This window comes from Streptomyces caniscabiei (assembly GCF_014930365.1).
Lineage (GTDB): Bacteria > Actinomycetota > Actinomycetes > Streptomycetales > Streptomycetaceae > Streptomyces > Streptomyces caniscabiei.
Genome location: NZ_JABXWI010000008.1, coordinates 41,836 through 62,615, shown reverse-complemented (window position 1 = coordinate 62,615; position 20,780 = coordinate 41,836). Strand labels below are relative to the sequence as shown.

Here is a 20,780-nt window from a genome sequence, read left to right as displayed (position 1 = left end):
ACTCCCGTGGGCCTCGAAGCGAGGTGGTGACTGGCTACGCGCAAGAATCCGGCAGACTGCGCGTTGTTAGAACTCCTATATCCATCCAACGAACATCAAAGGTAGGATGGCCGGAGGTCAGAAACGATGGAGGAGGGGCTCATGCCTCGCGCGAACGAGCCCGGCCGGACCGTCAGCTCCCGGCTGTGGGACCTGCTGTTCGCCTTCGACCCCGACCACACCGAGCTGAGCCTCGCCGACCTGGTCAGGCGCACCGGCATACCGCACGCCACCGCGCGCCGGCTCACGCTCGAACTCGTGGAGGCCGGTGCGTTGGAGCGCACCAGCGACAACCGGTTCGCGATCGGTCTGCGGCTGTGGCGTCTCGGCACGCTCGCACCCCGCGCCGAGACGCTGCGCAGCGCCGCCCAGCCGTTCGTCGAGGACCTGTACACGGCTCTGCGCCAGCATGTGCAGCTGGCCGTCCTCCAAGGCGACCAGGCCGTGATCATCGAACGCCTCTCGGCGGTCAACGCCGTCGGGCTCACCTCGCAGGTCGGCGGCCATCTGCCGCTGCACTGTTCGGGTGTCGGCAAGGTGCTGCTGAGCCACAGCAGTCCGGAATTCATCGACGAGATGCTGGCGGGAAGGCTGCGGCGTTTCACTCCCAGGACGATCGTCGACCCCGCCGAACTCCGTCGCGAACTGGCGTCCTGTCGCTCGACCGGAACGGTTGTCGTCAAGGAGGAGCTCAGCGAAGGGGCCGAATCGGTCGCAACACGCATCGTCGACGGCCGCGGCAAGGTCGTCGCGGCGCTGTCCGTCGTGGTGGCCGCAGGCTCGATCAAGCTGCAGGCCGCCGTTCCCTCGCTGGTCGCGAGTGGACTGGGGCTGTCGCGGAGTCTCGGCTGGCGGCCGGGTATCCCCATTCGCACGTCGTGACCTCGTGCGCGGCGGATCAAGCCGCAGGTTGCCGCCGGGAGAGCTGCATGTGGCCGAGCCGCCACCCCTCGTCGGTGGCGAACCACACCCGGGTGACCACCGCCTGCACCAGGAACGGCGGCAGGTCGGGTACGCGTCGGCTGCTCATCTTCTGAAAGCACGTCACGATGGCCCGCCCCTCTCGCTCCCGGCACGTCACCTCGCTGCTCTCGGCCTCAAGGGTGGCCCCCATCGACGCGTTGTGGGCGAGGAAGCGCTCGCGGTCGTGGACGTTGCCGACCGGCCCGTGCACGATCACGCACTCGGGGAGCATGAGCGCACGCTGCTCCTCGTCCCCTTTCGTGATCGCGACGAGCCACGCCGCCTCCGCCTCGGAGACCGTGTCCGGCCCGCAAAGGCCGTCCCTGCTGCCCGGCGCCGACTGTGTAGTGGTCATGGTCCAACTCCTGTTCGAGTGGGTCGTGTGGTCGTTGTGCGTGGTACGCCGTGGCCCGCCGCGTGGCCGCTCCGGTGAAGGAGCGGTCGCGGCGGGCGAATCCGACTGTTCGACGAACCTGCTGCCCCCGTCCGGCGCCCGCAGGTTCGTCGGAGGGTCAGTCGTCGAGGGTGTGCAGGTCGTCCTCGAGATGAGCCGCCTCGACGCCACCGCGCGCACCCACGAGGAGGAGCGCCGCCGCCACGAGAGCAGCCACACCGCCGAGGGTGTAGGCGATGGAGTAGCTGTCACTCAGGGCGTTGAATGCAACGTCCTTGAGCGGGTTGAAGGGCATGGTCTGACCATCCGGCAGCGGGATGGTGGCAGGCACCGAGTTGGCGCCGAGCGGGCCCGACTCCACGGCGTGTACTGCCGCCTCGAGTTGCGGCTTCTGATCCGCGGGGGCATGGGCCGCAGAGGCCTGAAAAGCCTCGTAAGCACTTCGCAGGCCGGCATTGTCGGCCAGTTCGCGGGCGATCTCCTTGGCCGCGTGCCCCAGCGCGACAGCACCGATGATCGCGGGGGCGAGGGCGAACCCGAGGTCCCGGAACATGCTGGTGACACCGCTCGCCATGCCGGCAAGACGGTTGGGCAACGTGTTCACCGCGACCGCGCTGATGGAGGCGATGGCAAGAGCCGAACCAACTCCGACGAAGATGAGCGGCACGACGATGGAGCCCAGGCCCCGGTCGCTCGCCGGAATCTCGGCGAACCAGAACCCGCCGGCACCCACCAGAATCAGAGCGACAAAAAGGACCCACCTGGGGTTGTAGCGCTCCAGCAGCTTCGAGGTCAGGGGCAGCAGCACCAGTCCGATGCCTCCGAAGAAGAGGTAGGCGACGGAACTCCGCAGCGGGCTGAATCCCTGGATGGTGGTGAGCCGGATACTGGTGGAGTACATGATCGCGAGGAAAGCGAACATACCGATGAGGGTGACCACCGAGTTCATCGCGAACGCCCGGTTCTTGAACACACTCAGGTGAAGCAGCGGCTCGGCGACCCGGCTCTCGGTGAAGACGAACAGCACGAGGAAGACTGCCGCGGCGACGAACGCGGCGACGATCTGCGCGCTTCCCCAGCCGCTCTCGGGTCCCTGGATCACGGCGTACATCAGGGCGAACAGGCCCAGCGCGGCGGTGATCTGACCCGGCCAGTCGATGGAGCGCCCCTCGGGCGAGGCGGAGTTCTGGGCAAGGGCCTGCGACAGGACCACGCTCGCGGCGGCGAGGACAAGAACACCGACGAAGGCCCAACGCCAGTTCGCGTTCCCGGCCCAGCCGCTGTCGATCTTCGCAGCCACACCTGCCAGCAGCGGGCCGAGGAAGCCGCCGACCGAGAGCGCGGTGGCCCAGATCGCCACGCCACGCGCACGGGTGGCCGTGGTGTGTGTACCGGCTGCCACCATGGCGAGGCTGGTCGGGAAGACGGCCGCGGCGCCGATACCGCTGAGGAGTTGCGCAAGGATCAGCAACGTCACGCGGGTGTCTGTCGAGGATCCCTCACCGGGTACCAGGATCGCGAGAGCCGAGCCCGCGGCGATGAGCACGGCGCCGCCGACGAGCAGGCGCTTGCGGCCGAACAGGTCACCGAATACACCGAAACCCAGTCCCAACGCGGCCACAGGCAGCATGAACGCCTCGACGATCCACGTCAGCTGGGCCGAAGACGGCGCGAGATCCTGCTGGATCAGCCCGGTGATGAGCGAGGGGACGGAGAGAGCTATCTGCGCGAGACACACCGCGAGAACCACAGCGGCCAACGTGCCGGGCCGCAGGGTGTATCTGCCACCCTCGTCGCTTGCCTCACTGGGTGAATCGATCTGGACCATGGATGACTCCTCGTGCGCAGCGCGCTGCTGTCGGAACCGACGTTCGCCGCCGGACCTTGCTGGGGTGCTCGTGATCGGCCGTACGGCGACACCGCTGCCGAACCGCCCCGGGGCCTTCGCGGACCGCCTCCGCGTGGCTCTGCGACCAATGTGATTCAGGACGCTCGGCGTGGTGACCGACCCGTGCCGAGCAGCGACAAGGTAGGAAGTGGCCGCCGTCACGCTCAATGGACATGTTCGTTGGACGGACAAGCCATCAGCGATCCATCGGTCTCGACAGGCGCGGCGTCGCAGGTCATGCGGCGAAGGCACCTGTCCTGCGACGCCGTGCGCCCAGAGTGCGTGCCGGGCTTCGGGGCGCAGGCGTGCACTGCAGGACAGGCCGTCGGCCGACGAGGCCGACGAGGCCGACGAGGCCGACGAGGCCGACGAGGCCGACGAGGCCGACGAGGCCGACGAGGCCGACGAGGCCACTCGACTGCCGGTGCCGGTCGGCGACAGCGCAGCGCGCAGTGCCGGACGCAGCGCGGACGCTGTTCTCCGAGCGCGGCTACGAGAACACCGGCATCAATGACATCGTCCAGGCGTCGGGTGTGAGTGCCGGCAGTGTCTACCACCACTTCGGCGGCAAACTCGAAGTGTTCTCCGCTCCGACGAACGGGTTGTCGAGCATCCATGCGACCGCCTCGGCCCGCACGGCGAAGCGGGCTGTCGGCGCCGAATCGGCCAGCCCCGCAACCATGTATCTCGCGGGGCGCATGCCTACCGCTTGAGCACGTGGAAAGAACGCGGTATCACCCGCATCATGATGGGCGATGACGGGCCGGCCGGATTCTCTCCCGTGCGGCGGGAGGCGATGGAGCGGTGCAAGCGCGGCGCGGAAGGTCTCACCGTCGGCACACCGCCGCTGCCGGACTCGACCGCGTTCGCGGTGACCGGGCTGCTCCACGCGTCGGCCCTGCAGATCGTGCAGGTCGAGAACTGCCATACCGCCCAGCGGGTCGCGGACTGCTTCATCGATCTGCTCCTGTGCCTGTTCGCCCCGGCCTCAGCGCTGGAAGAGCAGCCCGCACAGCAGAGTCGGCAGTGAAGCACAGGCATCGGCCGGTCACTGGAAGTCGCACCCTGGATCGGGAGCGTCCACCGTGAGCGGGGTGCCGGTCAGATCGACGTACAGCGCGTCGAGGACGACGAGGGTACTGCCCAGGTTCCGGCCGATGTGGACATGGTCCGGTCCGGCCGGTTCGGTGATGGTGTCACCCGAGGAGTACACGCCGTCGGTCGCGCAGTCCGCGTCCGAGTGGGTCAGCGTGCCCTCCCGCACGATCCCGTACACCGTCCCGGGGTGGTAGTGCCATCCGGTCGTGCCGCCGGGGCTGATCGTGATGCGCTTCAGTGTGTACGTCGTGCCGTCAACCGTCCGCTCGTAGAGGGTGGTTGACGAGACTCCCGAACTCGGAGTGGCATGGGACACCCCTGGTACCAGGACGAGGGGCAGGGCCGACATGCCTATGAGGGCAGCTCGGCTGGTTGAGCGCATGTGTGCTGCGGTCCTTTCGTGGTGTGCGGAGTCGGGTGCGGGTCAGCGGACCCGCCGGACTGAGGCGTGTGGGCGTGTGCGGTGAATGTCGTATTTCGTCTCAGCGGCGTGTGCTGCCGCCGTCCGCGACGACGATCTGCCCCGTGATGAACGCGGCGTCCTCAGAGGCCAGGAACGCCACGACGCCCGAGACGTCGTCCGGCATCTGCACCCGCTGGATGTTCTGCGCCTGCACGGCCTGCTCGAAGAAGGCCTCGCCGGTGTTCTCCATGGCTGCGGCGGTCCGGACCAGACCCGCCGCCACGCCGTTGACGGTGATGCCGTGAGCGGCGAGGTTGGCGGCCAGGACGGAGGTGAGGCCGTTCAACGCGCCCTTGGCGGAGACGTAGGAGACGAAGGGCGGCGGCGCGGTCCAGTAGCTCGACGAGGTGATGTTGATGATCCGTCCCGACCGGGATCTCTTCAGGTCCGGAAGGAACGCCCTGGAAGCCAAAAGGGGGCCGTCCACGTTGACCGCGAAGGTGCGACGCCAGTCGTCGTACGTCACATGGTCGAGGTCGGCCAGCAGCACCACGGCCGCGTTGTTCACCAGGATGTCGGCGGAACCGAACTCGCCGCGGACCCTCGCGGCGAACCCGTTGATGGCCTCCTCGTCCGAGACGTCGACCTTGTCACTGAAGAACCGACGTCCTGTCTCCGTGACCAGTGCCCGCGTCTCGTCCGCCGCGTCGACGTCCGCGACCGCGATGTCCGCCCCCTCCGCCGCGAGCCTCCGGGCGATCTCCTGCCCGATGCCGGCACTGCCCCCGGTCACCACGGCGGTCCTGCCCGCCAGTCCTCCAGCCATGACTCATGTCTCCTCGGTCGGCGTTCGAACACAGCCAGAGCGGCCACGGCCCCATGGAGCGCTCGGTGCCGCAAGGCCCTCGCCCTCGGATTCTTGTGCTTCGAGGCTGCCGACGACTGCGGCTTGTTCGTTCAATGAACGCCCAGCACCAAGGGCTTCAGCCTGGAGCTGGACGATCTGAAGGCCTTCCGCACCTGGGGTTCGAAGACAGCGGGCAACCCGGAGCACCGGCATGCATGATCCGCTGCGACTGATGGAGCCGCTCACGCGGATGGTGATGACTCCGGCCAAGGGCGAACAGCCCGGTGTCCGGTCACCCGCACATCAGGCACCGCCGCGCAAGCCCTCCGAGGCAAGCGCGGTCGCCGCGCGAGCGATCTCTTGACGGAGCCGGTCCATGCCGATGTCGGTGCCGAGCACCATGCGCCACAGCTGCGGCATGCCGACGCTCCAGTTCGCCAGGGCAAGAGGAGCCGTGGCCTGCACGGAGAGCCGTCGTCAGGTAACTAGCGCACCCTGGGTGGCGTCCAGGGCGTCGAGCACGTCGTGGGCGGCCGCGCGGAGGGCGGCCTCGTCCGGCGTGGCGGAGGTTTCCAGGGCTGCCTTGATCGTGTGGGCGAGCAGGTCCGCCCGGCGGTCCGGGCGGAAGTCCTCGGCCGGGACCGCGATGCCTCCCGTGATGAATCCGGTCAGCACCGCGTCGATTGTATAGACCTGGTCGGCCGCCGGTGCCGTGACGGCCACGAGCCCGTGTGCGCGCCACACCTCGACGAGTCGGGCGAGGAGTGTGTGGAAGCCGAGTTCCTGGATGAGGGGACGGCCCGCCGGGGTGATGGCGAGCACGCCGAGGATCTCGCTGTCGCCGGCATGGAGGGCCCGAGTGACGGGGTCGCGGGTCTGCTGCAGGAACACCTGCCGGACCACCCGGCTGGGCAGGGCCGCAGCGGGGTCTTCTCTGATTCCGGCGGCGAAGACGCCGAGCGCCTTGTGGAGTTCACGCCGCAGCAGTTCGGCGAACAGGAGCTGTTTCGTCTTCCAGTGAAGGTAGACGGTGCCTTTCCCGACACGGGCGCGGCGGGCGATCTCATCCACGGTGACCCGCTTGTAGCCCCAGGCCAGCAGCAGTTCGCGCGCGGCGGCCAGGATGCGCTCGGCGCGTTCGTGGTCGGCCTGCAGGGCGCCGGCCGAGCGATCCAAGGTCATGAGCACAGCATCCCACCCCCTTCACTGGATGACCAAATTTCGAATCTGGTCATCCAGTATCGATCAAGAGTATGGTCGGGGCATGACCTCTTCGTCACTCCCCCCACAGGGCCCCCGCCGTGCCCTTGTCGTCGGATCCGGCATCTCCGGTCTGGCCGCGGCCCTGAGCCTGCACCGGGCCGGCTGGAAGCCCTTGATCATCGAGCGGACCCCCGAACGCCGCACCGGCGGCTACTTCGTCCGCTTCAACGGCCCGGGCTACACCGCTGCCGAACGCCTGGGCATTCTGGACTCCCTCCCGGACCGCCGCGACCCTGAAGGGCGTATGTTCGAAGTCGATTCCCGCGGCCGTCTCACCCCTGGCCTGACCTTTCCCGAACAGGCCAACGGCACCCCGCTGCGGATGCTGCTGCGCAGCGATCTGGAGCGCGTGTTGTACGAGGCTGTGCAGGACCTGGTGGAGATCCGTTACGGCACGGGGCCCGCGGCCATCACCCAGGACCGCGACCAGGTGACCGTGACCCTCACCGACGGGTCCGTGGAGAGCGCGGACCTGCTCATCGGCGCCGACGGTATCCACTCCACGGTCCGCTCCCTGGCCTTCGGCCCCGAGGACCTCTACCGCAAGGACTTCGACCACGTCGTGGCCGCCTGCGTCATGGACGGCCCGCTGCCCGGCATGCGCGATGGCGACTGCGCGGTCGCCACCGCCCCAGGGCGCTCCGCCTGGATCAACAGCTACCGCGACCACCCCCCGGTCGCCTTCCTGCTCTACCGCACGGACTGGCCCTCCGCCGAGATCCGCAAGAAGCCCTCGGTCGCCCTGCGCCAGGCCTTCGCCGACTTCGGCGGCGACCTCGTGCCCGTCATGCTGGAGGCGATGGACCGCTCCGAGTCCGTCCTGTTCGACCAGGTGAGCCAGATCCACCTGAACCGCTGGAGCCAGGGCCGGGTGGTCCTGCTCGGCGACTCCGCCTGGTGCATGACCCTCCACTCCGGCCAGGGTTCCGGCATGGGCATCGCGGGCGCCGAACTGCTGGCCCGCCTGCTGACCGAACACGGCGACCTGCCCACCGCTCTGGGCAGCTGGGAACAGCAACTGCGGCCGTTCGTCACCCGCTATCAGAAGGAAGCGCTGCTGATGCGGCACTTCTTCATGCCCGCCAACCGCTTCGGCCGCCTCGCGCGCAGCACCCTGATCCGCGCCGTCTCCACCCCGGTCGGCGCCAGGCTCGGCAAAGCCCTGATGGGCTGACACCCACACGAGAACGAGGACATGCGATGACTCAGACAACCGCTACGGTGGTCGACCGCTACATCACGCTCGTGGACCGTGCCGTGCACGAACCGCAGGCACTGCAGGAGCTCGGATCGGTCTTCGCGCCCGGCGCCGTCGTGCGGTTCGGCGACGTCCCACCGGTGACCGGCCTGGCCGACATCACCGAGTTCTACCGACGCTTCTACTCCGACATGGCCGACTGCAAGCACGTGTGGACCACCACGGCGCTCGACGAACGAACGCTCGAGGTCCGCTTCATAGCAGCTTGGCGCATGCTTGACGGCCAACTCGCTTCCCAGGGCGGTACCGAGCACGTGACCGTCGACGACAGCGGGTTGATCACGAACCTGCGGGTCCTCGGTCCAGAGACGCAGGAGGCAGGATGACCTCGCTCCACCCCACCCTGATCAGCGCCGCCGACGACCTCGCCGCGACCGCTCCAGGCAAGAACGACTCCTGGTGGTTCGCCTCCAGGCTGCGCGACGACGACGGGAACGTCTTCTGGGCGAAGATCCACGCGATGGACACGGACGGAGCCTGTCACGGCACGGTCGCGCTGCTGCGGGAAGCGGACGAACACGCCGGCGACAAGCACATCGTCGAGCCCCTCCACGACGTGAAATTGTCCACGGACCAGCTCGACGTCCAGACATCGATCCTGAGCCTGAGCGGAGACCTGGACGAACTCGAGATCTCAGGCGCGACGGACTCCGCGTCGATCCGGCTGGCGCTCAGGCGGGAAGATTCGGTGCTCTTCAGCGGCGGCAGTGGGGTGTTCCCTTTCTTCGGCGGGACGACCGGGCAGTTCGCCCTGCCCGGCCTGATCGCCTCAGGAACCATCACCATCGAAGGGGTCACGCATCGGGTCACCGGGCATACGTGGTGCGACCGTCAGTGGCTTGCCGAGGTCAGCAGACCACTGCGCTTCTTGTGGCTCGGACTCGACCTCGGACGGGGCCGCTACCTCAGCGTCTGGGACACCGAGGGAGACGGCACTTCCTGGCTCACGGCGCTGCGTGAGGACGGCTCACACCTGATCATGTCCGCTGGGCGAACCGACCGCGACGAGCACTGGATCCTGTCGATTCCCGGCCTCGACGCCCGACTGGAGATCACCCCTCGCAAGCTCGACGGCACACAAGGCGCCAAGTCCCATGTGTGTTACGTGACCGGCACGTTCGAGGGGCACGAGATCACCGGGCACGGCTACGCCGACGTCGTCGGACGCTGAGGTTTCGGCCTAGCCCAGCCTGACGGAGTACCGAGACCGCTCGGCGCGGCCGATGCCCTCCCCATGGGCCGACTTTTGATACCGTGCCGGGCGGCCACCAGCTACTTTGAGACGTTGCGGGGGTGTGCTCGCGGCCGGGAGCACGACGGGCGACGATGCCGCCTCTCGGCACCGAGGGCCGTACGCCCATCCCGCTCTTCATCGCGGCGACGAATCCCCCGCACCCGGCACACGAGTACTTCACCCGTAGGGGATTGCTGCGCCCCGGCGCAGGGGGGACAGCCCGCACCGACCGGGCGTCAGAGCAGGCTCACGCCGACCCCTGGAGCGACGGCGTGGCCAAGGACCCGTTCTTTCACGACCCGGTCGACATGCGGGGGTGGAGCCGCCGAGCCGGCTCCTGGGGGGAGCCGGCGGCGGGGCGCCCGGCCGGGTCTACGCGTGGCGAGGATCTTGTTCGCCCACCCCGTCCGGCTGGGAAGTGTCCTTGCCTGCGGAGGCGGGGCGGGGGGTGGACTGGGCGTACCAGCTGGCAAGGATGCGCAGTTTCTCGAGGTCGTCGTCGGTCTTGCCGGCGTAGACGAAGAGGATCTGGTCAGGGTCGCCGGGCAGGGAGAGGGCTTCGTAGGTGATGTCGAGGCGCCCGACGACGGGATGGTTGAACCGTTTGCTGCCCCAGGTGCGTTCGACCACGGTCCGCTCGGCCCACCAGGTGCGGAACTCGGGGGACACCGAGCGAAGTTCGGCGACGAATTCGGCGATCCGCGGGTCGTTCGGGTTGCGGCCGGCCTCGGCGCGCAGCACGCCGACGACTTCGGAGGTGACCTGAGCCCAGTCGAGGTAGAGGGAGCGGGCGGCGGGGTCGAGGAGCATCCAGCGCAGCAGGTTGCGCTCGCCGGGCGGGCGGTGGTTGAACGGGGTGAACAGGGCGTCGAGAAGGTCGTTGGAGGCCAGGACCTCGTTGCGGCGGCCGAGGACGAAGGCAGGCTGGTCGTGCAGCCCGTTCAGCATGCGCAGCAGGTCGGGCCGCACCTGCTGGGGCGGCGCCGGCTCGGCGCTGCGGCGGGGCTGGGGGCGCAGCAGGTCGCGCAGGTATTGGGTCTCGGCTTGCGTGAGCTTCAGGGCCTCGGCGATGGAGAGGATGACGCCCTCCGAGGCGCTGGTCAGCCGCCCTTGTTCCAGCCGGGTGTAGTAGTCCACGCTGACGCCGGCGAGCTGCGCGACCTCTTCGCGGCGCAGGCCAGGTACTCGCCGGCCCGGGTAGTTCGCCAGGCCGACCTGGGAGGGACGGACCGCGTCACGCCGGGCGCGCAGAAATTTCTTGATCTCCTCGGCATTGTTCGCCATGAGAACCAGTCTTCCCCGGCCCGCGGCGGCGATCCACCGGGTGGGGGGGGGAAGGTTCTTCCCCGGCAGCAATGGCCCCCGCAGGTGGCTTGGCCCCCGGCTCCCCGGCGTGCATGAATGGTGGGGCGGCCATCGCAGTGACCTCAAGAGGTCCGCGGCCCGCCTGCCGTGTGCGAGGCACAGGCGGAGCGGGCGCCGCTTCACCCCGTATGCAGCACCCCTGTCGCCGTCACCCCGTTGTGATCGCCGTAGGAGGGGTGCGTCCGTTCCGAGGAGATCCGCTTGATGACTGCTCAGCAGAAGGTCTGGTTCATCACCGGCTGCTCGACCGGCTTCGGCCGCGCTCTGGCCCAAGAGGTTCTCGCCGCCGGCCACAAGGCGGTCGTCACCGCCCGCAACGTCGCTCAGGTCAAGGATCTTGTCGAGGGCAACGACCAGGCGCTCGCCCTGCCCCTCGACGTCACCGACGCCGCCCAGGTGAGGGAGGCCGTCGAGGCGGCCGTAGAGTACTTCGGCGGCATCGACGTGCTGGTCAACAACGCCGGCATCGGCTACTTCGCCGCCGTGGAGGAAAGCACCGACGACGAGATCCGCCGGATCTTCGACATCAACGTCTTCGGCCTGTCCGACGTCATCCGCGCCGTCCTTCCTGGCATGCGTGCGCGCCGCTCGGGAACGATCGTGAACTTCTCCTCCATCGGAGGGCTGCGCGCCTTCCCGGCCGTCGGCTACTACGCCGCCACCAAGTTCGCCGTCGAGGGCCTGACCGACGCCCTGCGCCAGGAGGTCGCACCGCTGGGCATCACCACGATGCTCGTGGAGCCCGGCCCCTTTCGCACCGACTGGGCAGGCCGGTCCGCCAACGAGACGCTGCCGGAGCGGGAGATCGCCGATTACGCCGACACGGTCGGCGCGGCGCGTGCCGGGTTCCGCGCGGACACCGGCAAGGAGCCAGGCGACCCCCGCGCCGCCGCCCGGGCGATCATCACCGCCCTCGCCGCCGACGCCCACCCCCAGCGCCTGCCGCTGGGTGCCCCGGCGTACAGCATGGCGATCGAGCAGTTGGAGTCGATGCTCGCCGAGATCCGGGCCAACGAGGCACTGACGAAGTCGGCCGACTTCGACACCCCCGCCGCCTGACTCCCGCCTGGAGGGCCGGCCGGTGACGGCGTCGCCTGGCCCGTCACCGGCCGGCCACCTCAGGCAGCCCGCGGCCCTGGCCGGAGCGAGGGACCCCAGCATCTCCTCCAGCACTTCCTGCCCTCGGACACGGTAGTGAAGGAGATGGAGTCAATGCACACCACTCTCCCCTGCCGATGCGGCGCTCACGGCGTATCACCGCGTCGTGGGCTACGGCCTGACCGGACTCCCTCGGCGGACAACCGCATGCGGCCGACGGCACCGCAGGTTCCGCCTCCCGCACCCCCACGACGAAAGGCACCCCAGGATGAACGCGCACGCCGCAGTGGCCACCGTTACCGATCACGGCAGTGTCCGGATCAGCCACGGCCGTGCCTGGATCGACCAGGACGCCGGTGTCCGCATCGGCTACACCCTCACCGAACCGTCCCCTCTGTCCGAGGCCGAGGCGTTGAAGACGGTGCTGCTCATCCACGGCGCCCCACAGACCCGACATGCATGGCGCAAGGTACTCGCCCCGCTCGCACGGGCCGGCTACCGCGTCATCGCCCCCGACTACCGCGGCGCCGGCGCGTCGACCAAGCCCCGCGACGGCTACGACAAGTGGACGATGGCCGCAGACCTGCACCGTCTCGTTCACGAGCACCTCGGAGTTCACGGGCCCGTCTCCGTGGTCGGCCACGACCTCGGCTCGATGCTGGCATTCGGCTACTCCCTGCGCTACCGCGACGACGTCGTCAGCCTCACCACCATGGAAGCCCCGCTGCCCGGCACGGATTACTACGAGCAGCGCAAAGTCGCCAAGAGCGCCTGGCACTTCGACTTCCACGCCAACCCCGACATCGCCGTCCACCTCACCCACGGCCGGGAACGCTGGTACGTCACCCGCTTCTTCGACGACCTGGCCTACCAGCCCGACGCAATCACCGAAGCCGATGTGGCCGTCTACTCCCGCGCCTTCCAGGCCCCCGGCGCCATGCGCGCCCTGTGCGAGATCTACCGGGAACTCGACCACGACGCCCAGATCCACCGCGATGCCATCGCCTGCGACGGCAAACTCACCCTCCCCGTGCTCGCCTCCGGCGGCGCCACCCAGACACTGGCCGCCAACTACCGGGCCATGTGCGAGGAGATAGCCGACCACGTCACCGGCCACCTCGTCGAGGGCGCAGGCCACTGGGTGCCCGAGGAGAACCCGGAGGGCTTCCTGCAGATGTTCCTTGATTTCGACACCCGCGCACGCACCGCCTGAACACCGCTACACAGATGGAGAGCCGCCATGGCTGACAGCCACGCCAACCACCTTCAGGGCCGCGTCAGTGTCATCACCGGCGCGTCCTCCGGCATCGGCGCGGCCACGGCCCGCGCTCTGGCCGCTCGGGGCGCCCGCGTCGTCCTCGCCGCCCGCAACGCCGACAAGCTCAACACACTGGTCACCGAGATCCGCGGCGCGGGCGGCATCGCGACCACTCGCGTCACCGACGTCACCCGCCGCGACGACGTCGAGGGTCTGATGGAGTTCGCAGCCACTGAGTACGGCCCCGTCGACCACCTGGTCAACAACGCTGGCCTGATGCTCTTCTCCAAGTGGTCCGACCGTGCCGTCGACGACTGGGACAATATGATCGACACCAACCTCCGCGGCTACCTGCACGCCATCAGTGCCGTGCTGCCCGGCATGATCGCCCGCCAGTCCGGCCACATCCTCAACCTCAGCTCCGTGGCTGGTATCCGTGTCGGGGACGCCAGCGGCGTCTACAGCGCCACCAAGTTCTTCATCCGCGGCATCACCGACAGCCTCCGGCGGGAAGTCGGCATCACCCACGGCATCCAGGTCTCCATGATCAGCCCCGGTGTCATCGACACCGGCTGGGCCGACAAGGTCTCCAACGCCGAGGGCAAGCAGATCGCCCACGACCTCAACGAGGGTGCCATCCACCAGGACCGCGTGGCCGACGCCGTCGTCTACGCCCTCGACCAGCCCATCGAAGTCACCGTCAACGACATCGTCATCCACCCCACCCGCCAGGACTGGTAACCCACCCCCAAGCCCGTAGCGACCCCACACTCCCCCACGGTGGTCGGCCACCGGACGCCCACCAGTACACGGAAACGGAGCACCTCTCATGAGCAGCACCGCCTCCCGCCGCCCACTCGCCCTGGTGACCGGGGCCTCTGCGGGCATCGGCTACGAACTCGCGAAGCTGTTCGCCATCAACGGCTTCGACCTGATCGCCACCGGCCGCAGCGAGCACACCGACCAGGCAGCAGCCGACCTGGCACGGCACGGCGTCCACGTCACACCCGTGCGCGCCGACCTCTCCCAGAGCGAGGGCATTGAGAAGGTGTGGCAGGAGGTGCAGCAGACCGGCCGACCGCTCGACGCCGCCGTCCTCAACGCCGGCCGCAGCATCGGCGGCGCCTTCCTCGACACCGACCTCGACGACGAACTCTCCCTCATCCAGCTGAACGTGGCCTCCGTCGTCCACCTGGCCAAGCACGTCGCCCGGCACATGGCTGGCAACGGCCGCGGCCGCATCCTGATCACCTCATCGCTGTCGGCGACCCTGCCCACCCCCTACGAGACCGTGTACGGGCCCTCCCGCGCCTTCACCCGCATGTTCGCCCTCGGGCTGCGCGAGGAACTCAAGGAACACGGCGTCACCGTCACCTGCCTCATGCCCGGCGCCACCGACAGCAACTTCCACGCCAGCGCCGGCATGAACAACACCGCCTTCGGCCCCGACATGAAGAAGAACAGCCGCAAGGAAGTCGCCCGCCAGGGCTTCCTCGCCCTGATGAAGGGACGTGCCGAGGTCGTCGGCGGCGACGCCACCACCAAGCGCACTGCCATCGAACACCGCTTCCTGCCCGAGACTTACAAGGCCGCCCGCCACGCCAGCAAAGCCAAGCCGCGCCCGGAGCACTAGGCACCCCCTCGCACTCCTAGCTCGGAGGATCACGAGCTGAGTGCGGCCCCCTTACGGTTCAGGTCCTGGGTCGGCTCACGGTCGGCTTCGCGAGACGCTTCCTGGTCCTTGTCCCGCTCCCCCCGTTGCACCACCGGCTCGCGGTTCCGTCGGCGCGCTGAGCACGAACCGGGTCGCAGAAACGGACCAGCGGCGCGAACGCGACATCGTTGGGCGCTCTGCCTGGCCCAAGTGGCAGAGCCTCAGCCATCCGCAGGACCGATCGCACAGTCTTCGGCAGCCGTGTCCGCAGGCGCCCGGGGCCGCAAGGGTGCCGACGGGAGTAGTCGGACGGGCCTTCGGCAGCACCGCCCCTCTGCCCTGCCTCGTGTCCACCGCCCCGACGGCCGGTTCGAACGTTTGCGCGGGAGCCGGTCGCCCGTATTTCCGACACCGCCCCTGGGGCGCCCCGTACAAGTCGGGCAGCGCGACCCCTGAGCGGTCGCATCGGTCGCAGGGCACCTACACGCTGGGCGGCAAGAAAGTCCGGCTCGGCCGAGGCCACCGTCACCATCACCGAGAACAGCAACAGGCACCGCCATCAGCACCGTCGCCGCGCTACGTCATCAACGGCACCGAGAGCATGGCCCTGCAGAACGGCACTCCCTTCCACAACAAGATCGACCGGTTCTCAGACCTGTTCCAGACCTGCATCGAGACTGGCCGAGTCCACGCGACGAAGCAGACCAGCCCCGACGGATTCCACCTGGACATCACCGTGGGGACCAACAAGTTGCAGGCGACCAGCACGCTGACCACCACCGTTGGCGGGCCGCGCCTACACGCGGCCCGCCAACGGAATGCAACCTGCCAGTGTGTTGCATCGGAAGCGGAGAGCGGACTCCGGCAGAGCCGACAAGCGCACAAGCCTTGTCGTTCACGTGGACCGGAGGCTCCGCTGTCCGGCAACTTGGTATCAGCCGAGATCGTATTGGCCTCAGGCCATTCACACCGGCATGAGCAGCGACGATGTGCACGGCGCTGGGAAGAAAACGCTGCTCCGGCAAGATCGGCGCGGACTGAAATCGGGTTTCTCACCGCTGCTCAATGCGCGCATCGGTGGGAGACTGACTTTGCGATGGAGGATTTCGGCACGGTTCCTTGGGGTGCAGCCGCTGATACGTCATACGCGGCTGTGGCGCTGACGGACGCCGAAGGAGTCGTGATCGGCTGGGGCCCGGAGTCCCGGGTGCCGCTCGGCCTTTCTCGCACCGAAATCGAAGGGCGCCCGGTGCAGGACTTGCTGCGCCGGGACGACGCCGCGACCTTGCAGCGCGTGCTTGCGCGTCAGGCGAGTTGGAGAGGTCGGCTCGCATTCCTGCGCAACGACGGACAAGTCCTGGAGCTGGTACTTCGGGCGCAGCCGATGCCGTCGGGGAGGGGGGAGCTGCGCTGGATTCTGACGATGACCCGGCCCGGCGAGCCGATGGGGTCGGAAGGCGATCAGACCCTCGCAGACCGGGCTTTCACTCAGTGCCCGGTCGTCCAGGTGATCTACGACACGGAACTCCGTTTTGCACGCGTCAATGCTGCCGCCGGGCGCCGGTTCGCCGCCACGGAGGAAGAACTGCGGGGTCGTCTGGTCTCCGATGTCTTCTCGGCGCCGGTCTACGCGGCATTCCAGCGACATCTGCGTCAAGTGATCGAGACCGGGGAGCCGGTGCACTACGAGGGCTATTACAGCGTCCCGGGCGTCATTCACGAGCGCCCCTGGGCGCATGAGATAGGGCCTGTCAGGGACGCTTCTGGGCGCCTGTGCGGTGCGATCGTCACAACCTACGAGAGCAGCGAACAGTACTGGGGCCGACGGCGGTGGTCTCTGTTGAACGAGGCGGCCACCCGTATCGGCACCAGCCTGGACGTGTCACAGACCGCTCAGGAGCTCGCCGAGACGATCACCCCACAACTGGCCGACTTCGTCACCGTCGATCTCCTCGATTCGGTGCTCCAGGGGACGGATCCCGCTCTGCGGCATGATCACTCGCCGCTCGCGCTGCGCCGTGTCGCACAATCCTCGACCACTGAGGGCTCTCCGGAGGCCGCGGTCGCCGTCGGCGAGTCCACCGCTCAGACGGCGGACTCGCCCTACACACGCTGTCTGGCCACGGGAGGAGCGATTCTGGCGAGAGCTGGAGACCTCGCATGGGAACGGTGGCTCGCGAACGACAGCGTTCGTAGGGCCCGCGTGCAGGAGTTCGGGTTCCATTCGACGCTGGCGGTACCGCTGCGTTCTCGTGGTACGACGCTGGGTGTCCTCTCCCTACTACGTCGCCTGCACCCTGAGCATCCCTTCGACAGGGACGATGCGGTCCTTGTGGAAGAGCTTGCCGCAAGGGCGGCGGTGTCCATCGACAATGCCCTGCGCTATACCCGTGAGCACGCCACAGCCTTGACACTCCAGCACAACCTGCTGCCCCAGCGGCTTCGAGAACAACCTGCTGTGGAATTCGCCTCCCGCTACCTGCCCGCAGACTCCCCCCTGGGCGTGGGCGGCGACTGGTTCGACGTCATTCCTCTCTCCGGCGCGCGGGTCGCCCTGGTCGTAGGTGACGTCGTCGGGCACGGGCTTCAGGCCTCCGCCACGATGGGACGCCTGCGGGCCGCTGTACGCACACTCGCCGATGTGGACCTCGGCCCGGATGAGCTGCTCACCCGCCTCGACGATCTGGTGATCCGCCTGTCCGTCGATTCCGAAGGCGTAAGCGGCCAAGGAATCGACGGTGACGTCGGTGCGACCTGCATGTACGCCGTGTACGACCCCGTCTCGCTGCACTGCAGCATCGCCCGTGCCGGACACCCGTTGCCTGCCATCGTGCTCCCGGACGCTACGGTCGAATTCCCCGAGATACCGGCCGGGCCGCCCCTCGGATTGGGCAGCCTGCCCTTCGAGTGCGCCGAATTCGACCTGCCGGCCGGCAGTCTCCTCGCCCTGTACACCGACGGCCTCATCGAATCCCGGGCCCATGACATCTCTGTCGGCCTGGATACGCTGCGCGAGGCTCTGGGAGCTTCGCACCGCTCGCTGGAATCCAAGTGCGACGCCATCATGGACGCACTCGTCCCCAAAGCCCCCGACGACGATGTCGCTCTGCTCCTTGCCCGCACCCGGGCCTTCGACGGCGACCACGTCGCCACCTGGGACCTGGCGAGCGACCCGGTGGCCGTAGCTCCCACGCGTGCTGACGCGCGCCGGCAACTCACCGCCTGGCGACTGAGCGATCTCGCGTTCACCACCGAGCTCGTAGTGAGCGAACTGGTCACCAATGCCATCCGCTACGGCACCCCTCCCATCCGGCTTCGGCTCATCCGTGACAGCGCGCTCGTCATCGAAGTCACCGACGGGAGCAGCACCGCTCCTCATCTCAGACACGCCCGCGCCTTCGACGAGGGCGGACGAGGCCTGCTCCTGGTCGCCCAGATGGCACAACGCTGGGGCACACGCCACACAAACAGCGGCAAGACCATCTGGGCCGAACTACCGCTCAGCCAGTAACCCTCTAGTGAGGCCCGGCCGGACCAGCTCGCGACAGGGGCGGGCAGGGGCGCGACATCAGATGGCCGGCTCGGTCTTCCGAGCGTGGCGGCCGGCACGTACCGGCGCGGCGACGCTCTGGCGCTTCCGCGAGAACAGGACCGCCAGGCCTGACAGGGTGCACGGGACCGCGCCGAAGAGAAACGCGGCGGTGGCCCAGGTGCCGTGGTTGCTCAGCAGCGTGGCTGCCAGGGCGGAGGAGAGGATCGCCCCGATCGGACCGACCGCCGCGACGAAGGCGGCGCCGCGGCCTCGGATACGCGTCTCGTAACTCTCGCCCACGAAGAAGAGGACGCACGAGTAGGGACCGATCAGGAAGAAGGTCCCGATGCTGTAGAGCGCGACGACGGTCCAGAAGTTGCTGGGCCCGTAGATCATTGCGGTGAAGACGAGGCCTCCGGTGACCCAGCCGGCGGCGATGACGTTGCGCCTGCCGAACCGGTCCCCCAGGAATCCGTGGGTGAGGTAGCCCAAGTAGGCGATGACGTTGGACATCAGCAGGATGACCAGCGAGTTCGTGAACGACACATGGTGCACGTTGATGAGTACGGTGGTGCCCAGGACGCTGAAGACCTGTACGGGGAAGTAGTTGAGGATGTGTCCGAGCCCCAGGGAGAGCGTGGTACGCAGGCCGCTGCCGCGGAAGATGTCGGCCAGGGTGCTGCGGGTCTCGGACTCTTCGACGCCCAGGGTGACCGCGAGTTGTTCGGCTTCTCGGCGCGCGCCGAGGGACTGCAGCTGTCGCAGCTTCTGCACGGCCTCGAACTGCGGGGACTCCCGCAGCTTGCGTGCGAGGAGCGCGATGACCAGAGACGGAACCGCAGCGAACAGGAAGCACCCGGCCCAACCGATGATCGGGAGCATCACTGCCGTCAGTGCGGCGGCCAGGATCGCTCCGACCGGCCAACCGCCCTGTACCAGGGAGTAGATGAAGCCCTGACGTTTCTTGATTCGCGGATCGTCCGAGGCCCCATAGAGTTCGCTGAGGTAGGCGCCGTTGACACCCTGCTCGGACAGGCCCAGGCCGCTGAGGGAACGGATGGCGACCAGCCCCCAGGCCGGCACGACACCTGCCAGAGCTGTGAGGGCCGAGGCGACACCGGCTCCGGCCGTGGTGACGGCCACGCCGGCCTTCCGGCCGAACTTGTCGACGACCGGCCCGGCCAGCAGGCCGAGCACGACTGCGCCGATGGACATCCAGGTGACGAGAGTGGCCTGCTCGGCCGAGTCCAAGCCCTGGTCCTTGCCTATCTCCGGCAGCAGAATGCCGAAGAGAATGAAGTCGTAGACCGCGAACGCCCAGGCCAGGAAGGCCAGCACGGTGGCGTAGGTGATCTGTCGATTGGTGACGGGCCGAGGCCGCCAGCTGTTCTCGCTCTGGATCGTCATCGACCCACCTCCAGGAGTTAGCTACCGTTCGCTGTCAATCAATTACCGAAAGTCGCGAACGGAGGGTGTGTGCGCATGCGACATGAGGGCGATGCGCCTCATGCGGCTGAAAGGGAAAGGGGGCCGGAGGCCGGTTGGTCAGGTCGGCCTCCGCCTGCGGACTACAGGCTCAGGCTGCCGGACCCACTGGGGGCGGACACCTCGGAGCCATCCTCGATCTCCAGCAGAATCGGCAGGAGGTACCTGCGGAACTCCTCGTAGTTCTCGGTCACCGGGAAGTGGCCGAGTCTGGGCATCTCCCAGTACTTGCACCCGGGCACGAGGTCGGCCAACTCCTTGGTGTCGGCCGGCGAGGTGTTCGGGTCGTACTCACCGGTGAGCAGGTACAGCATGCATCTGTCGGTGTCGATGGCCCGCGCCTCCTCGGGGGAGACGTTGTGGTCGTAGTAGTAGTAATAGAGGTCGCCCGCGAACACGCCCGGTCCGCCGCACTGGTACTCCCACTGGAGCTCCCGGACGTTCTCCTCGGGGCTGTACGGGGAGATGTTCAGCAGCATCGCGGCCCCGGTGGAAGTGCGGGCCACGTTCGGGTTGTCGAACTCCCGGCGGATCCCCGCCATTCCCACATCGACATACTCGGCGGCTGAACGCAAAGCCCCCTCCACGGCGATGGTCGCCCGATAGCGGTCGGGACACTGGGAAGCCAGGTCGATGGCGAGGTGCCCGCCCATGGAGCTGCCCATGTAGACCGGCCGATCCAGTTCCAGGGCCTCGGCCAGCGCGTTGGGGAAGGCGATCATGCGCGCCTTGGTCATCTGGTACTCCTGCGTCCACCACGGCACTCCGTGCGGCGGCAGGGACTTGCCGTGGTAGGGCAGGTCGAATGCGATGACGCGGTAGCGGTCGGTGACCTCCGGATCATTGAGCAGGTGCCGGTACTGCCGCCCGTCCGAGCCGGCGGTGTGGCCCACGATCAGGGGGATGCCCTGACCGGCCTCCTCGTAGTAGACGCGGTACTCGACGTCTTCCACGGTCAGGTAGACGTAGCGTCCGGTGATCGGTTCATGCCTGGCCATGGT

At 68.2% G+C, this 20,780-nt stretch carries 19 protein-coding genes and 1 pseudogene; 12 read left to right on the top strand and 8 right to left on the bottom strand.

Annotated features, from left to right (window positions below; translation table 11 throughout):
* Positions 1 to 141 precede the first annotated feature (141 nt).
* Positions 142 to 921 carry an IclR family transcriptional regulator gene (locus HW837_RS22545; protein ID WP_193380161.1) on the top strand — a complete coding sequence of 260 codons (780 nt, stop codon included), beginning with the start codon at positions 142 to 144 and terminating at the stop codon, positions 919 to 921.
* A gap of 16 nt (positions 922 to 937) precedes the next feature.
* Here HW837_RS22545 and HW837_RS22540 read toward each other — a convergent pair whose 3' ends face one another.
* Both HW837_RS22540 and HW837_RS22535 read right to left on the bottom strand, forming a co-directional pair.
* Entirely contained in the window at positions 938 to 1,357 is a 420-nt protein-coding gene (locus tag HW837_RS22540; RefSeq protein WP_193380160.1) for a nuclear transport factor 2 family protein, read from the bottom strand.
* Between the two features lie 157 nt (positions 1,358 to 1,514).
* A complete protein-coding gene (locus HW837_RS22535) occupies positions 1,515 to 3,224 on the bottom strand; it encodes an MFS transporter (RefSeq protein ID WP_193380159.1) in 1,710 nt (569 codons plus the stop codon).
* Between the two features lie 512 nt (positions 3,225 to 3,736).
* On the opposite strand from HW837_RS22535, the gene HW837_RS50075 reads away from it, so the two are divergent.
* Both HW837_RS50075 and HW837_RS22525 read left to right on the top strand, forming a co-directional pair.
* Positions 3,737 to 3,997, top strand: a complete 261-nt coding sequence (locus HW837_RS50075) for a helix-turn-helix domain-containing protein (protein WP_193380158.1) — start codon at positions 3,737 to 3,739, stop codon at positions 3,995 to 3,997.
* A 32-nt stretch (positions 3,998 to 4,029) separates the two neighbouring features.
* On the top strand, positions 4,030 to 4,314 hold the full coding sequence (locus HW837_RS22525) for a hypothetical protein (protein ID WP_193380157.1): 285 nt from the start codon (positions 4,030 to 4,032) through the stop codon (positions 4,312 to 4,314).
* Between the two features lie 18 nt (positions 4,315 to 4,332).
* On the opposite strand, the gene HW837_RS22520 is transcribed toward HW837_RS22525, so the two are convergent.
* Both HW837_RS22520 and HW837_RS22515 read right to left on the bottom strand, forming a co-directional pair.
* A complete protein-coding gene (locus tag HW837_RS22520) occupies positions 4,333 to 4,764 on the bottom strand; it encodes a cupin domain-containing protein (RefSeq protein ID WP_193380156.1) in 432 nt (143 codons plus the stop codon).
* A gap of 100 nt (positions 4,765 to 4,864) precedes the next feature.
* Positions 4,865 to 5,611 carry an SDR family NAD(P)-dependent oxidoreductase gene (locus HW837_RS22515; RefSeq protein WP_193380155.1) on the bottom strand — a complete coding sequence of 249 codons (747 nt, stop codon included), beginning with the start codon at positions 5,609 to 5,611 and terminating at the stop codon, positions 4,865 to 4,867.
* A 153-nt stretch (positions 5,612 to 5,764) separates the two neighbouring features.
* Here HW837_RS22515 and HW837_RS22510 point away from each other — a divergent pair.
* Positions 5,765 to 5,845, top strand: a pseudogene (locus tag HW837_RS22510) (hypothetical protein); the annotation flags it as partial.
* A gap of 264 nt (positions 5,846 to 6,109) precedes the next feature.
* Here HW837_RS22510 and HW837_RS22505 read toward each other — a convergent pair.
* Positions 6,110 to 6,814: a TetR/AcrR family transcriptional regulator gene (locus HW837_RS22505; RefSeq protein ID WP_193380154.1), complete on the bottom strand. Its 705-nt coding sequence runs from the start codon at positions 6,812 to 6,814 to the stop codon at positions 6,110 to 6,112.
* An 82-nt stretch (positions 6,815 to 6,896) separates the two neighbouring features.
* Here HW837_RS22505 and HW837_RS22500 point away from each other — a divergent pair, with 82 nt between their 5' ends.
* Genes HW837_RS22500 through HW837_RS22490 form a run of 3 tightly spaced genes read left to right on the top strand, consistent with a single transcriptional unit; the run spans position 6,897 to position 9,324 of the window.
* On the top strand, positions 6,897 to 8,069 hold the full coding sequence (locus HW837_RS22500) for an FAD-dependent monooxygenase (RefSeq protein ID WP_193380153.1): 1,173 nt from the start codon (positions 6,897 to 6,899) through the stop codon (positions 8,067 to 8,069).
* Between the two features lie 26 nt (positions 8,070 to 8,095).
* Positions 8,096 to 8,479, top strand: coding sequence for a nuclear transport factor 2 family protein (locus HW837_RS22495; protein WP_193380152.1), 384 nt, complete (start codon positions 8,096 to 8,098; stop codon positions 8,477 to 8,479).
* Positions 8,476 to 9,324 (top strand): lipocalin-like domain-containing protein, encoded by an 849-nt coding sequence (locus tag HW837_RS22490; RefSeq protein ID WP_193380151.1) that lies wholly within the window; start codon positions 8,476 to 8,478, stop codon positions 9,322 to 9,324. Before HW837_RS22495 ends, HW837_RS22490 begins: the two co-directional genes overlap by 4 nt.
* A 435-nt stretch (positions 9,325 to 9,759) precedes the next feature.
* Here the strand turns inward: HW837_RS22490 and HW837_RS22485 are convergent, their stop codons facing one another.
* Positions 9,760 to 10,671 (bottom strand): helix-turn-helix transcriptional regulator, encoded by a 912-nt coding sequence (locus HW837_RS22485; protein WP_193380150.1) that lies wholly within the window; start codon positions 10,669 to 10,671, stop codon positions 9,760 to 9,762.
* Between the two features lie 285 nt (positions 10,672 to 10,956).
* Between HW837_RS22485 and HW837_RS22480 the strand changes: the two genes are divergently transcribed.
* The 5 genes from HW837_RS22480 to HW837_RS22460 all read left to right on the top strand — a co-directional run bounded on the left by HW837_RS22480 (position 10,957) and on the right by HW837_RS22460 (position 18,273).
* Positions 10,957 to 11,811 (top strand): oxidoreductase, encoded by an 855-nt coding sequence (locus HW837_RS22480; protein ID WP_193380149.1) that lies wholly within the window; start codon positions 10,957 to 10,959, stop codon positions 11,809 to 11,811.
* A 307-nt stretch (positions 11,812 to 12,118) separates the two neighbouring features.
* A complete protein-coding gene (locus HW837_RS22475) occupies positions 12,119 to 13,063 on the top strand; it encodes an alpha/beta fold hydrolase (protein WP_193380148.1) in 945 nt (314 codons plus the stop codon).
* 27 nt (positions 13,064 to 13,090) lie between these two features.
* A complete protein-coding gene (locus HW837_RS22470) occupies positions 13,091 to 13,849 on the top strand; it encodes an SDR family oxidoreductase (RefSeq protein WP_193380147.1) in 759 nt (252 codons plus the stop codon).
* An 88-nt stretch (positions 13,850 to 13,937) separates the two neighbouring features.
* Complete coding sequence (locus tag HW837_RS22465) at positions 13,938 to 14,741, top strand: SDR family NAD(P)-dependent oxidoreductase (RefSeq protein WP_193380146.1); 804 nt, start codon at positions 13,938 to 13,940, stop codon at positions 14,739 to 14,741.
* 367 nt (positions 14,742 to 15,108) lie between these two features.
* Entirely contained in the window at positions 15,109 to 18,273 is a 3,165-nt protein-coding gene (locus HW837_RS22460) for a SpoIIE family protein phosphatase (protein ID WP_313895570.1), read from the top strand.
* 57 nt (positions 18,274 to 18,330) lie between these two features.
* Here HW837_RS22460 and HW837_RS22455 read toward each other — a convergent pair whose 3' ends face one another.
* Together HW837_RS22455 and HW837_RS22450 are read right to left on the bottom strand one after the other, a co-directional pair.
* Positions 18,331 to 19,701, bottom strand: a complete 1,371-nt coding sequence (locus HW837_RS22455) for an MFS transporter (protein ID WP_193380145.1) — start codon at positions 19,699 to 19,701, stop codon at positions 18,331 to 18,333.
* Positions 19,702 to 19,862: 161 nt separating this feature from the next.
* Complete coding sequence (locus HW837_RS22450) at positions 19,863 to 20,777, bottom strand: alpha/beta fold hydrolase (RefSeq protein ID WP_193380144.1); 915 nt, start codon at positions 20,775 to 20,777, stop codon at positions 19,863 to 19,865.
* Positions 20,778 to 20,780 lie beyond the last annotated feature (3 nt).

Coding starts and splice junctions, on each gene's coding strand:
- HW837_RS22525 (WP_193380157.1), top strand. CDS start 4,030: ATGATGGGCGATGACGGGCCGGCCGGATTCTCTCCCGTGCGGCGGGAG.
- HW837_RS22495 (WP_193380152.1), top strand. CDS start 8,096: ATGACTCAGACAACCGCTACGGTGGTCGACCGCTACATCACGCTCGTG.
- HW837_RS22480 (WP_193380149.1), top strand. CDS start 10,957: ATGACTGCTCAGCAGAAGGTCTGGTTCATCACCGGCTGCTCGACCGGC.
- HW837_RS22450 (WP_193380144.1), bottom strand. CDS start 20,777: ATGGCCAGGCATGAACCGATCACCGGACGCTACGTCTACCTGACCGTG.
- HW837_RS22540 (WP_193380160.1), bottom strand. CDS start 1,357: ATGACCACTACACAGTCGGCGCCGGGCAGCAGGGACGGCCTTTGCGGG.
- HW837_RS22475 (WP_193380148.1), top strand. CDS start 12,119: ATGAACGCGCACGCCGCAGTGGCCACCGTTACCGATCACGGCAGTGTC.
- HW837_RS22455 (WP_193380145.1), bottom strand. CDS start 19,701: ATGACGATCCAGAGCGAGAACAGCTGGCGGCCTCGGCCCGTCACCAAT.
- HW837_RS22470 (WP_193380147.1), top strand. CDS start 13,091: ATGGCTGACAGCCACGCCAACCACCTTCAGGGCCGCGTCAGTGTCATC.
- HW837_RS22505 (WP_193380154.1), bottom strand. CDS start 6,814: ATGACCTTGGATCGCTCGGCCGGCGCCCTGCAGGCCGACCACGAACGC.
- HW837_RS22515 (WP_193380155.1), bottom strand. CDS start 5,611: ATGGCTGGAGGACTGGCGGGCAGGACCGCCGTGGTGACCGGGGGCAGT.
- HW837_RS22500 (WP_193380153.1), top strand. CDS start 6,897: ATGACCTCTTCGTCACTCCCCCCACAGGGCCCCCGCCGTGCCCTTGTC.
- HW837_RS22520 (WP_193380156.1), bottom strand. CDS start 4,764: ATGCGCTCAACCAGCCGAGCTGCCCTCATAGGCATGTCGGCCCTGCCC.
- HW837_RS22535 (WP_193380159.1), bottom strand. CDS start 3,224: ATGGTCCAGATCGATTCACCCAGTGAGGCAAGCGACGAGGGTGGCAGA.
- HW837_RS22485 (WP_193380150.1), bottom strand. CDS start 10,671: ATGGCGAACAATGCCGAGGAGATCAAGAAATTTCTGCGCGCCCGGCGT.
- HW837_RS22465 (WP_193380146.1), top strand. CDS start 13,938: ATGAGCAGCACCGCCTCCCGCCGCCCACTCGCCCTGGTGACCGGGGCC.
- HW837_RS22545 (WP_193380161.1), top strand. CDS start 142: ATGCCTCGCGCGAACGAGCCCGGCCGGACCGTCAGCTCCCGGCTGTGG.
- HW837_RS22490 (WP_193380151.1), top strand. CDS start 8,476: ATGACCTCGCTCCACCCCACCCTGATCAGCGCCGCCGACGACCTCGCC.